At 44.2% G+C, this 13165-nt stretch carries 12 protein-coding genes and 1 pseudogene; 5 read left to right on the top strand and 8 right to left on the bottom strand.

Annotation, left to right across the window (positions count from 1 at the left end; all coding sequences use genetic code 11):
• Positions 1 to 95: 95 nt before the first annotated feature.
• The 4 genes and pseudogenes from BLT29_RS13655 to BLT29_RS06440 form a co-directional block, all read right to left on the bottom strand.
• On the bottom strand, positions 96 to 680 hold the full coding sequence (locus BLT29_RS13655) for a peptidoglycan-binding domain-containing protein (RefSeq protein WP_437182629.1): 585 nt from the start codon (positions 678 to 680) through the stop codon (positions 96 to 98).
• Positions 663 to 1436: pseudogene (locus BLT29_RS13650) on the bottom strand (peptidoglycan recognition protein family protein); the annotation flags it as partial. The pseudogene BLT29_RS13650 and the gene BLT29_RS13655, both read right to left, overlap by 18 nt.
• A 229-nt stretch (positions 1437 to 1665) precedes the next feature.
• Positions 1666 to 2040, bottom strand: a complete 375-nt coding sequence (locus BLT29_RS06445; protein ID WP_090775496.1) for a universal stress protein — start codon at positions 2038 to 2040, stop codon at positions 1666 to 1668.
• Positions 2041 to 2096: 56 nt separating this feature from the next.
• Positions 2097 to 3563 carry a SulP family inorganic anion transporter gene (locus tag BLT29_RS06440; RefSeq protein WP_090775495.1) on the bottom strand — a complete coding sequence of 489 codons (1467 nt, stop codon included), beginning with the start codon at positions 3561 to 3563 and terminating at the stop codon, positions 2097 to 2099.
• Positions 3564 to 3872: 309 nt separating this feature from the next.
• Here BLT29_RS06440 and BLT29_RS06435 point away from each other — a divergent pair, with 309 nt between their 5' ends.
• From BLT29_RS06435 to BLT29_RS06415, 5 genes are all read left to right on the top strand, one after another.
• Positions 3873 to 4832, top strand: coding sequence for a phosphotransferase enzyme family protein (locus tag BLT29_RS06435; protein ID WP_176763840.1), 960 nt, complete (start codon positions 3873 to 3875; stop codon positions 4830 to 4832).
• A gap of 141 nt (positions 4833 to 4973) precedes the next feature.
• Complete coding sequence (locus BLT29_RS06430) at positions 4974 to 5351, top strand: GntR family transcriptional regulator (protein WP_090775493.1); 378 nt, start codon at positions 4974 to 4976, stop codon at positions 5349 to 5351.
• Positions 5348 to 6220: an ATP-binding cassette domain-containing protein gene (locus BLT29_RS06425; RefSeq protein WP_090775492.1), complete on the top strand. Its 873-nt coding sequence runs from the start codon at positions 5348 to 5350 to the stop codon at positions 6218 to 6220. Before BLT29_RS06430 ends, BLT29_RS06425 begins: the two co-directional genes overlap by 4 nt.
• Entirely contained in the window at positions 6217 to 6894 is a 678-nt protein-coding gene (locus BLT29_RS06420) for a hypothetical protein (RefSeq protein WP_090775491.1), read from the top strand. The genes BLT29_RS06425 and BLT29_RS06420 overlap by 4 nt, the downstream gene beginning before the upstream one ends.
• A gap of 157 nt (positions 6895 to 7051) precedes the next feature.
• On the top strand, positions 7052 to 7423 hold the full coding sequence (locus BLT29_RS06415) for an iron chaperone (protein ID WP_090775490.1): 372 nt from the start codon (positions 7052 to 7054) through the stop codon (positions 7421 to 7423).
• Positions 7424 to 7728: 305 nt separating this feature from the next.
• On the opposite strand, the gene BLT29_RS06405 is transcribed toward BLT29_RS06415, so the two are convergent.
• From BLT29_RS06405 to cas6, 4 genes are all read right to left on the bottom strand, one after another.
• Positions 7729 to 9885 (bottom strand): MMPL family transporter, encoded by a 2157-nt coding sequence (locus BLT29_RS06405; RefSeq protein WP_176763838.1) that lies wholly within the window; start codon positions 9883 to 9885, stop codon positions 7729 to 7731.
• Positions 9886 to 9967: 82 nt separating this feature from the next.
• On the bottom strand, positions 9968 to 11350 hold the full coding sequence (locus BLT29_RS06400; RefSeq protein WP_090775487.1) for a sensor histidine kinase: 1383 nt from the start codon (positions 11348 to 11350) through the stop codon (positions 9968 to 9970).
• A complete protein-coding gene (locus BLT29_RS06395) occupies positions 11350 to 12024 on the bottom strand; it encodes a response regulator transcription factor (protein ID WP_090775486.1) in 675 nt (224 codons plus the stop codon). Before BLT29_RS06395 ends, BLT29_RS06400 begins: the two co-directional genes overlap by 1 nt.
• Positions 12025 to 12365: 341 nt before the next feature.
• Positions 12366 to 13097 (bottom strand): CRISPR-associated endoribonuclease Cas6, encoded by a 732-nt coding sequence (cas6, locus tag BLT29_RS06385; RefSeq protein ID WP_176763837.1) that lies wholly within the window; start codon positions 13095 to 13097, stop codon positions 12366 to 12368.
• Positions 13098 to 13165 lie beyond the last annotated feature (68 nt).

Below are 13165 nucleotides of genomic sequence, written 5' to 3'. Positions count from 1 at the left end.
CATGACAACCATCATCTATTAGAAGCGCAGGACAAAAACCCATTTTGTTTTCATAATATTAACACATTCGTAATGATATTAGGTATCGTAGCGCGTTACAAACGAAGCGATTTAAACGTCTCGGGACCCGCAATCCCATCAACTTTCAAGCCATGCATTATTTGATAACGTCGAACCGCACCCGATGTTTTCGGACCATAAATGCCGTCTATCCCGTAGCTAGCTGCACTTCTATCTGGGTAAAAGTGACTTTTTACTAGCGCTGACTGTAATTCGCGGACGTCTTCTCCGCGCATGTATGGTGTTTGCAAGCGTAACACGCGACGAGGCTGTCGTACCTCATCTTCTTTACGGTCATTGGCACTAGTTAAATTCAGTGAGGCAAGTGTTGCTGGTCCTGCAATTCCGTCTACTTTCAGCCCATTCATCATTTGGTAACGCCGAACTGCATCCTCAGTCTTTGGACCAAAAACACCGTCTACACCACCATTTGGCCCATGACGATCCGGATAAAAATTATTTCGCACAAGCGCTGACTGTAATTCGCGCACATCTTCTCCTCGCATATACGGTGTTTGTAAACGTAATACGCGAGGCGTTTCACTCCCTCCTCCGTCCGGTTGATCATCACCGACAGCATCACTCAATCCAAGTGAAGCAAATGTTTCTGCTCCAGCCACCCCATCAACCTTTAATCCATTCATGATTTGATAACGCCGAACTGCATTCTCAGTTTTTGGACCAAAAACGCCGTCTACACCACCATTTGGTCCATGACGATCCGGATAAAAATTGTTTCGCACAAGCGCTGACTGTAATTCGCGCACATCTTCTCCTCGCATATACGGTGTTTGTAGACGTAAAACACGACGTTGACCATCAGGCGGATCGTCCTGATCAGGTACCTCAGGTCGATCTGGTACATGAGGTTGTTCAAAATCAAGCTCGTCTGCCTCAGAAATTTGTTGCAAGAAACGAGGCCAATCATTTAATAGATTTGCTGGACACTGTTTCTTCGACCAACTGTGATGCGTTCTTACGTTTGCCAGCGGAATATTATGCGTTTCCATCAAATGTGCGATCAACTTCGCTGCATTGACGCGTGTTTGTGAGAAATTCCCGTCACGATTGACACATAATTCAATTCCAATACTGTTTCGATTCCCCTGTCCATTTCCATCACCTGCATGATAACCCGTCTCATTTAACGGCAAGTGCTGATAAATTGTGCGCCCTTGATCAACCGTGAAATGCCATGAAACGAGACGGCCCGTTGCTTTCACATATGCAGCGTGCCTTTCTGCATTCGCACCTACAGTTGTATTCCCCGTCTCATGAACTGTAATATAGCGTGGATTCATCGCATATCCCGGTCGATTACTTCTTCCAACAGGAATAAAATCTTGAATGATCTCAAAAGATTCACCAACAGACATCACGTTCTCCTCCTCCATATTGATTTTAAAAAGAGCACCTACACGATTACTATATTCTCTCGTTATATAAACGGCACGGCCTTTAACCAAATATGTCATCATTCAGACGACAGTCAACGATCACCTAAGTCCAACTGCAGATATAGAACAACCATCTAAAATCATATTCGCCACTCCACTATTTTCTTCCTTCTAAAAAAGGAATCACCGACATGCGGTGATCCCCTTCTTATTTCACGATTAGCAATGGTACTTCTACATACTTTGCGAGCTTATGACTGACACTACCAAGCACGAGCATCTGCCACTCATTTCGTCCCCTGCTCCCAACAACAACACAGTCGTACGGATGTTCCTTCACATAATTTAAAATTGTTTTTGCAGATGCACCGTGTAAAAATATACTTTGGGAAGACATTTGCTGCGCTGCCAAGTACGATAAGCTCTCAGCAAACATTTCTTTTCGTTTGACATCAGCTGTCGTTGCATCACCGTGACGCAACATATCTGCTTTCGATGTTTCACCATCAATGCAATACACCAAATCCATTTGCACATGCGCGCGATAAGAAAACACCATTTGTACTGCTTGCTCCAGAACCATCTGTTGCGATTAACACTCTTTTAAACATCTATGTTCCTCCGCTTCACTCGTCACATTTAATGTCCTGACTGATTGGATAAACCACCAATCTCACTTAATAATTTCGAGCTTTCGTCATTTAATCCTTTAAACTTGACGGAAACGCCGGTTTGTGCAAATTTCATCTCTAACTTGTCTAACGCGCCAATCGCCGAGTCATCCCAAAGGTGTGAATGCGTTAGATCAAGCTCCACCGCTTCAACCTTCTCGGTCACATCAATTTGCGCCATAAAATCTGTCACCGAGGCGAAAAACAACTGACCATGCACCGTGTAATAACGTGTGCGCGTCGTTTCATCCAGACGAGACTTCACACGTACCTTCGACATTTTTACCGCAAAAAACACCGTGCTGAGTAAAATTCCGGCAAATACACCATACGCCAAGTTATGTGAGATGACGACAGTCGCTACAGTGACCACCATCACAAGTGCATCTGTCCGTGGTACGCGATGTAAATTCTTTAGTGACTGCCAATCAAATGTACTAATCGCCACCATGAACATGACCCCCGCTAGTGCTGCGAGCGGAATTCGTACAACAATGTTTCCGAGTACCAAAATGAGAAACATCAAGAACAGACCGGCCACTAGTGCAGACAAACGCCCTCGTCCACCAGACTTCACATTAATGACCGACTGACCAATCATCGCACAACCAGCCATCCCACCAAAAAATCCAGTGACAATGTTCGCAATCCCTTGTCCGCGACTCTCTTGATCTTTATTGCTATCTGTATCTGTCATATCATCGACAATGTTTGCTGTGAGTAATGACTCTAGCAAACCGACAATTGCTAAAGCTAACGAATATGGGAAAATGATCCATAACGTTTCTAAGTTAAAGGGGATATTCGGTAACGCAAACATCGGCAATGATTGTGTTAATGCGCCCATATCGCCAACGTTACGAATGCCGATATTAAAGAACAACACAATCGCTGTCACGACAATAATGGCCACAAGTGTTGATGGCACTGCTTTTGTCAAACGCGGGAATAAATAAATGATCGCGAGTGTCAACGCCACAAGCCCGTACATGATCCACGGTTCATCGACAAAATGTTGCAGTTGCGCCATAAAAATTAAAATCGCGAGCGCATTGACGAAGCCAACCATCACTGAACGCGGCACGAACTTCATCACTCGTGATAATTTAAAGACACCGAACAAAATTTGTAAAATCCCTGTTAAGATTGTTGCAGCCAGTAAATACTCTAGCCCGTGATCGGCCACGAGGGTCACCATGACTAGTGCCATTGCCCCAGTCGCCGCAGAAATCATACCTGGTCGCCCACCAACAAACGCAATGACAATCGCGATACAAAACGATGCGTATAACCCAACCATTGGATCAACACCCGCGATGATTGAAAACGCAATCGCTTCGGGAATTAATGCGAGCGCGACAACGATCCCTGCCAGCACATCTCCGCGTACGTTGCCAAACCATTGTTGTTTCCAACTTGTATTACTTAATTGCATATTTCTCTCCAGCTCCTTTTTCTTTATAAAATGTCATGACTTTTGACTCTCACAAAAGTCACTCTCCCTCACAAAGAAATGTCTCTATGTTTGTTATGTATCCTCTTGATGGAAAAGAGACACGGAGTTTTCTATTTATCTGTGACTATGTTTTAACTGGAAAATAAGACTCAAGCATTCTACCACAAATGATAGAATTTTGCAAGTTTTAAGTGAGACAAGCGTAATGAATACCCCTTCCTAACTTGCTATGATACACTTACACTATACGACTTATGTTGACAAAAAAACAGGAAAAGGAGCGCTATGATGATTCCCACATCTGTACTGAACGAAGCTGCAACCCGTTTTTCTCTTGACCCTGAATCAATTGAACCATTAGGAGGTTTTGATCAAAATGTCTTTCTCTCTCCACTTCCTGAACCAGGGATTGTACTCAAATTTTCTCCAGTAACACAACTACTTGCCAGCAAGAGAGAAATCGCTTGGATACAACATCTCAGAACCTGTGGCCTCTCCCTCGCTTGTCCGATCCGTTCTCACGCAAATCATTGGATCGAAACGATTGAAACAGCGGAGCAACCATTCATCGTGACCGCCGCACAAAAAGTCGCTGGCGCACCACCAAATATGATTCAAGAGTGGGAACCACACGCCAATTTATTTACACAATGGGGGGCATTTTTAGGTGCCATTCACCGCGAAACGCGGCAATTTCATGTGCCAACAGAATTACCTGACTTCCCCGATTTTGACAAGCATACATGGTGGGATTCTTTGACACCTGACCGTGATGACCCACTCCATGCACACTGGATGAAGGCGTTAGACACGTTACAATCTTGGTCCCGCGATAAAAGGGACTACGGCGTCATCCATGGTGACCTTCACGCCCATAATTTTCATTGGCATAACGGGAAAATCACCGGCTTTGACTTCGGAGACGGAGAAAAACATTGGTATCTTTACGATTTAGCAATCGCCCTTTATCACACGTTAGATGTGTTCCCGCGCGAAGAGGTAGAGAAGCGGAATGCTTTGGCGCACGATTTATGGACAGGCTTACACACAGGCTACAAGACCGCACACCCTGATTCCGTCCTACTAGAAGAACGGCTTATTACTCTCCTGAACTATCGCAGGCTATTTTCCCACCTTTACTTACGCACGAACTTAGATGAAAAGCGCCTAACACCGAAACTAAAGCGCTTTCTCAGCCAACAAGAACAAGAAATTTTAATTGAAAAGCCTGTCTGGTCACCTCGTTAGATGACGACAGCCAACCCGATTCAAACAGGCTGGCTGTTTTTTTATGCATTCAATCACAATGTTGTTGACAATTTCCTTTGCCTGTTATATGGTTAGTTACATAACTAACTAACCATATAACCTACAGATGGAGGTGAATACATGCGTCCTTCATTCGATGATAAAAAACCGATTTTCCTCCAAGTAAAAGAAATGATCGCTGATGCGATTATCGATGGTTCCTTACAAGAAGAAGCACAAGCACCGTCGACGAATCAACTCGCACTTCATTACAAAATTAACCCCGCAACGATTTTAAAAGGAATCAATCAACTCGTGGATGACGGGATTCTTTACAAGAAGCGTGGGATTGGCATGTTTGTGACATCTGGCGCACGTGAAAAACTACTTCTCCATCGCCGACGTCTTTTCAAAGAAGAACACGTAGCAAACTTAATGAAGGAAGCAGAGAAGCTTGACCTATCGATTGACGACATACATGACATGATGATGACACTGAAAGGACGGGATGACGCATGATCGAAGCTAAAAATATTTCCCTGCAGTACGGGGAAAAAGAAGCATTGAAAAACATTTCTTTTACTTTAGAAACAGACAAGATTTACGGACTACTCGGGCGAAACGGAGCTGGAAAAACGTCTCTTTTATCATTGCTCGCCGGTTTTCAACAACCAACAACAGGGCACATCTTGGTTGATGGGCAAGACGTGTTTGAAAACACGCAGACGATGACAAAAATGGTCTTTGTGCGTCCAGAAGTATTCAGCTCAGGAACCGAAGAGCGCACATTAGAAAAATGGCTCAAACATGAAGCTTCTTTTCGGCCACATTACGATCATCATTATGCCTTACAACTACTCGAGCGCTTCCAGCTTGATCCGGCAGGGCGCATCAAAGATTTGTCACGCGGCATGACCGCTGTCGTCACCGCGATCTTAGGCTTAGCCAGCCGAGCCGCGGTAACCTTTTTTGATGAATCTTATTTAGGGATGGACGCACCGACACGGGATTTATTTTACAAAGAATTACTGTTAGATTACATGGCTCATCCACGGACCATGATCCTGTCGACACACCTCATTTCCGAGATGGATACCTTATTTGAAGAAGTGCTGATTATCAAGCAAGGCTCACTCCTCCTACATGAGCGAACAGAAGACTTATTAGCGCGAGGCACAACCATTACTGGCAAAGGTACAGAAGTCGATCGTTTTATCGATGGGAAACACGTGTTACAAACCGAACAACTGGGGAATACAAAATCAGCGATGATTTACACGCCACTCAGTGAAGCAGAACAAGCAGATGCGTGCGCGCAAAACTTAGAGATCGGACCGATGACGCTACAGTCATTGTTTATTCATTTGACAAAGGAGGAGACATCATGAATGTGATCCAACAAGTAAGAAAACAAATGCTTGGCTACTTTTTATACACAGCCTTTTGGGCTATCCCAATTTTTGTTATCGTTTATTATGGCGCTTATCTTTTTCTCGATAATACACAACAAGTGCCCCTGCACGCTGCCTTACAAACAACGACGATTTACAATTTGATTCTTGGACTACTCACAATGGGCAGCGCGGTGCAAGCTTATGTCCTCCGAGGTGTGGCGCGACGTGATTATTTTATCGGGATTACCCAAGCGCTTTTCATATTTAATGCGACTTTAACGGTCTTCTTTACTATTTGGCATCTTACACACGAAGCAGTTACACAAGCAACGATGCTGCACTTAAACGGTGAAGCTTTGACGCTCATGATCACGTTTTTCTTGAAAGGTTGCTTGCTGTATTTCCTTGGCACAACCATTAGTGCAAGTTATTACCGTTTTCTTCATCACTACTGGTGGGTCTTCATCATTTTTATCGTCAGCGGACATGGATTCATAACCTTCTTTGACTACGTATGGGGAGAACCTTTTCCACTTGTATTCGGTCTTCCGCGGATCGAACCCTCTCTGTTGCTCTCTGTAGGGACCAGCATCGTACTCATTGCCACGTCTATTTTCCTCACCTATCGTTTTGCGACAAAGATGCGGTTGCATTGTTCTCATCAATGAATATATGGAGAAGTGCACGTCAACCTTTCACGCTCGATTTTCTTTAGTCGAGCATTTCTCTTTGCTTGTCATATCAGTTTTAAGTTGTTACGATATGTATAGGGAAATAGGTGCTATTTCAAAAAACCGCTAAGCACCTTTACAAGGAGGCAACAACATGAACGTTTTCGCGGAATTTTTAGCGCGTATTGAAAAACCGGAACATCGCGCGCGAATAGAAGAAGTTTTACATTGGGTTAAGAAAACATTTCCACAGTTAGTGCCGGAATTCAAATGGAACCAACCGATGTTTACCGATCACGGTACCTTTATTATTGGTTTTAGCGTATCAAAGCATCATCTAGCTGCCTCCCCCGAACAAGCAGGGATTGATCATTTTTCCGATACAATTGTGGCAGCTGGCTATGAACACACTAAACAGTTGGTGCGTATTCCGTGGGCTGGTCCAGTTGATTTCTCCTTGCTTGAGAAAATGATTGCGTTTAATATAGCCGAAAAAGAAGGTTGCACGACTTTCTGGCGGAAATAACGTTCGCTTTCACCCAAGAAAGAACGTTTGAGCTATCAATCGCTCAAACGTTTTTCTCTTAGAGAACCCAAACATTAATCTGATCTCCTTCTATTGTATAACCGGTTATGCGTATAGAATCCTTTTTGCTATCAGAAAAATTATCGATGAATTGTTCTGTTTTCTCTGTTGTGAACTTCCTCCACCGAGTTAACAACATCCCCTCTACTAATAGCTTCTTTTTTATAGAGGCCTGGATTATAACAATTGACTTCTTCCCAAAAAACGCTCAAGCCTCCTCACTCAAGCGTTTTTTCTCTCACTACTTATACACTTTTCTCATCGACACGCTCACCAGCATTTTTCCGCGGCCAAAAGCTCCATTTCCCTAATTGGATCATTAACGCCGGTACTAAAACCGTCCGTACGACAAAGGTGTCTAACAATACCCCAAGCGCGACAATGAAGCCAAACATATACAACTCCAGGAGCGGCTGCGTCATTAACACCGCAAAAGTGGCTGCGAGAATGAGACCCGCTGAAGAAATGACTCCGCCCGTGGTGTGCAGTCCGATCTGTACCGCTTTTTTCAATGGATGCGCACGCATTTCTTCTTGAATTCGGGTCACAAGCATGATGGCGTAATCCACCCCAAGTGCAACTGAAAAAACAAACGTATACAGTGGGATGCGGTAACTCATCATGTCATACCCGAGCATATGCTGGAAAATAAAGTAGCTCGCACCGAGCGACGCCCCGTACGATAACAAAATCGAAAACATCATGTAAAGTGGGGCGATGAGCGATTTTGTTTGTATACCTAATAACAGCATGATGACGAGTGTTACGAGCGGTAAAATCACAAACAGGTCACGCTCATTCACTTGCCTTATATCGACTTGCTCAGCTGTTTCACCGGAAAAATACATTCGCGTATCAGCGAGACCTGCTTCCGCCAGCAACACCTGTTCTTGCTCGACGACTTCTCCTAGTTGCGCTAGTGTTTGTACATCATACGGATCGTTCTCAAAGCGCATTTCCAACGTCGCCACGTTCGGCTCAACTTCCGAAATGATCGGTGCATCCACTTCCCGTACACCCGGTTGTAATGCCAATGCACGATGCAATGCCCACAATCGTTCTTCTGTTAACCGTTCTCCTTCACGTGCATCAACTGTCACTGTCGTCGGGGTAAAAGCGCCAGCGGGAAACTTCTCCTCCATTACTTCTAACCCTATCCGTGACGGCGTTTCTTCTGGGAATGACTTCATTAAGTTAAAGGAGAACTGAATTTGTGTGACATTGACAGCCATGACTAAAAACAAGACAAGCACAACGATCCCTTTCACCATCGGTGCCTTTGTCACAAACGTTGAAATCCGTCCCCAAATTTTGCTCGCCGAAGCCGGAGACGGGCCTACTTTTGGGATAAACGGCCAAAACGCGCGTTTCCCGACAAGCACATACAGTGCGGGCAACAACGTCAAACCGGCAAGTAAGATCATGACCATCGCCACTGAAAATACGGGTGCAAAGTTGCGATACACACCATATGTCGCAACAAACAAAATGAGTAACGCCGCGATAACCGTCGTTCCACTAAAGAAAATCGCACTCCCGACACCGTTGAGCGCTTTTTTCATCGCGCGAGATGTATCCGCCTGTTTCTGTAGCTCTTCCCGAAACCGTGACACAATGAACAGCGCATAATCGGTTAACGCCGCAAATAATAAAATTGACATAATTGAGAGCGCCTGCGTCTCAATTTCCACTCCAGTTTTAGCAACGATGCCTAACAAGCCGTCAATCACTTGATACACAATTGCCGCACCAACAAGCGGGAGTATCGCCAAAATCGGTGAGCGGTAAATGACGATCAACAATACAAAGATTAACGCAATGCTTGTGAAAATTAACGTCAAATCGGCATTTGCAAAAATCGCGGTCGCATCAGTCGCAATCCCAGCTGGTCCGGTCACATATAACGTCACATCATTTGCATCAATAAATGTTTTTGAATGACCCTCCAGCTTTGTGAGTACTTCACTCAATACGCTACTTTCAAGCCCTTCCTGTAAAAAGAGCGGGAGCACGAGCGTGGACTGATCATCCGATAAAAATTGCGCCTGTATTTCGTCCGGCATATGTTCAAACGGCAGCACCGCCGCTACTTCCGGCCAACCTTTCTCACCAATATCGGCGGTGAATGTGGCAACTTGGGCGAGCGCTGTTTCTGTTAAGCCACGTTCCGCATGATAAACAAATAATGCTGGGACGCCTTCTTGCTCATCGAAATAACGAGAAGAGAGCGCCTCCCCTACAAGCGACTGCGCACCTTCCGGCAACCCCGAACTGGAAATGCTCGTTGCTTCCTTTTTCGCAGACGGTGCAACCATCGTGAGCACCATCATTAACACAAGCCAGCCAACGAGCACCAAAAGCGCTCCACGCTTACTCGCCAACATATTTGTTAACTTGTTCACACGCCTCACCTTCCCCATCACATTCATACATAATAGTTTACTCAAGAAATATGAACAGACGATGAATAGACGGTAACAGTTGTTACTGAAGCGGCAGCCGGACAATAAACGTTGTCCCGATCCCCATTTCACTCTCGACCAAAATTTCCCCACCATGTAGCGACACAATCTTTTCGGCAATCGCGAGTCCCAAACCTGATCCTTCCACTTCTTTTGTCCGCGAGGCATCGCCTCGATAAAAGCGCTCAAAGATCCGTGCCACTTGTTCCTCACTTAATCCGACACCAGTATCTCGAAAAGACACTTCAATCGCGCCTGCTTTTTTCTCAAGCGTAATAAAAATATTGCCGCCGTGCCGGTTATACTTTACGGCATTGCTAAACAAATTATCCCAAACACTGAGCAACAACGGCTCTTTCCCTTCGTAATCAAGGCCATCTGCTAGCTCATATTGTACTGTGATCTCCCGTTCAAACAACTTCCATTGGTACTTTTTCACTAACGACTTGATTTGGGCAGCTACATCAACAGAGGTTTTTGCGGACATATCCGTCATTTGATTGAGTGATGACAACAATAATAATTGCGTCGTTAAATTAGACAAACGCTCACATTCTTCTCGTACAATCGCGACATACGTTCGTTTGTCTGATGAAGACACGTCGTCTTTCGCTAACAACTCCATATAGCCATTAATATTGGATAACGGTGAACGAATATCGTGAGAAATGTTGGAGATAAATTCATTGCGCATGTTTTCAAGCTTAGCCAACTGACTTGACATTTGCTGAAAACTTTCCGCTAACTCGCCCATTTCATCTTTCCGATTGACATCCAACTGTAGCGTGAAATCTCCTTGTTGTACTTTTTTCGTTGCTTCGCTTAATTGGGACACCGGTCGAATAACATATTTTGCGAGGATCAATTCAAACACCAAACTGAATAGCACAGTCAAACCAATAAGCCAAGCAAATAAATGCCGCATTTCATTAAAATGAAAAGTCAAATCGGGGCGCAAAAACAATGCATATTTCGCGCCTTCATAAGTGAACGGCACCCCAACACTATTTTTCAGCTCATTTGCAAAAAAACCTGTCACAAACGTTCTTTTCGGAAATTCAGCCATACCGTGATAGACATTTCCTGCAAGCACATGCGCGATTGTGTCCTCACCTAAATTTACGTCACGAAAGTCTTCCCCATAAAAAGATGCGTCCCCGTCTTCACGCACAAGATGCAGTTGATAGCCAATCCGCGCCACAAACGCCAAATACGCATCAATATTTACCTCTGTTTGCGACGTTAACTCTCTTGTAATCTCCTCTGCCGTCTCAATATATTTATCATTGTTTTGTTGCTTTAATGCATGTTGATAGTATACATTTGACAAGAGAAAGGCAAACAAACCACTCACTAACATCACAACAAGCGTCACCACGACAAATGTTCCATATAACGACCGCACTACGATTGCACCTCAAGCATATAGCCAATCCCCCGCACTGTTTTAATTGAGAAATCATCTGTCATCGGGGCAAACCGCTCACGCAATCGCTTTACATGCACATCGACAGTGCGATCACTGCCATCATATCCGCTACCCCACACATGATGAATCAACTGCTCACGCGTTAACGTGCGCCCCGCATTTGCAGCGAGTGTGTATAGTAAGTCAAACTCCTTTAACGGTAATAAAAGCGTTTTGCCGCTCACTTGCACTTCATAGTTCATTTGATTAATGACAACACCACGAAGCTTGATGACCTTGTCACCACCTTGTCCACTCCTCCGTAACAACGCTTGAATGCGAAATAACAGTTCTTTTAATTCAAATGGCTTTACCAAATAATCATCAATCCCGAGCTGATATCCTTTTTCCTTATCCGAAAGCTCCGACTTCGCCGTCAGCATCAGCACCGGCAAATCAAACTGCCCCCTCATCTGTCTCATCAATTCATATCCGTCCATTTCCGGCATCATCACATCTAACACAACCAGTGCATAATCTCGCGCTTCTAATAACTGAAGCGCATATGCCCCATTACACGCGTCATCGGTGGCATAACCCGCTTCACCTAAATACTGACTAAGCAGCTGTCGTGTATGTGCATCATCATCCACAATTAAAATTCGGTTCATAAAGCATCCACCCCTGTTGTCCACCAGCCAACCACACTTATATTTTTACTAAATACTTTACAATGAAACGATGACAAATGCCAATGTTCAGACTCAGAAACTTAGCTTATAACCCACTACATTCAAATAAAAATTGGGAGCGACAAAGTCGCTCAAAGGATCACCCCACTGCACCCGACTCGGGGCACGTTCGGAGACATCGTCATACTCCAATAAATAACCACAATAATACTTTAAGATTTCTTGTAAATGTTCCGAACATAAACACACACATACTCGCATCTTTGTGTCCTCCTCTTCAGGATGATGGAATAAAAAACGGATTAAACCAACACCTTCAATCAAGCACCTTTCTCTCCGACATATTCTAGCAATCCAAACCCTTGAGAAACCCGACGACCTAGTCCTCCTTGGTACAATAATTGTAAGTCCTTAGGATGACCAGAGATTTTATATGTGCCATGATAAGCAGTGAACATGAGATGTTTATTTGACCTTTGTGCCCGAAATGTTGTGTTGCTTTCTTTTATCACCCTTTTCTTCAGCCTTCCCGGTGTAATTGAAATGCTGCGATACGGCTTGCGTCCCGCTAACGCTTCAATTCTTGTGATTGCGTAATAACATAATTCTTCTATATATGCTGTGTCTCCCGGGTGAATTGGGCGCCCAAACCGGTCCTCAACTAATAACGGTGCCATTGTTCGAAAATATGCTGTCTCCCGCTGGATGTCAACTTCTTTCAACCACTTCATCTCCCGCATATGCCACTCCGTTGTTCTCATCTTGTAGCACTTCATTTGTTGCAAGCCATTAAACAAATGGACCAAAAATTCCATATCAGGCGAACTGACTGTAACTGTCATTTCTGATAACGATATTTTTTCACCCTCATAAGAAAACTCTTTTAAAAATGTGGCAAAGGAAAAAGGTTTTGCTTGACGTTCCTTACTCGCATACAACCGCTCAAAATAAGCTTTATCGCCTAATTTCAAAGCTTCTTTAATGCTGCTCAGCACAAGCATCCGATAACCCACTGGCAACTCTTTCACATTATAAGTCACAGCAATCCTCATATTCTCACCCCTGTCCTTTATGAATGAGTGTTCATCCACTTTTACAGTAACATACCCCCCTCGTGCAT

Origin of the sequence: Shouchella lonarensis, assembly GCF_900096965.1 — a bacterium.
Lineage (GTDB): Bacteria > Bacillota > Bacilli > Bacillales > Bacillaceae_D > Shouchella > Shouchella lonarensis.
This window is presented reverse-complemented; position numbering and strand designations above follow the sequence as displayed.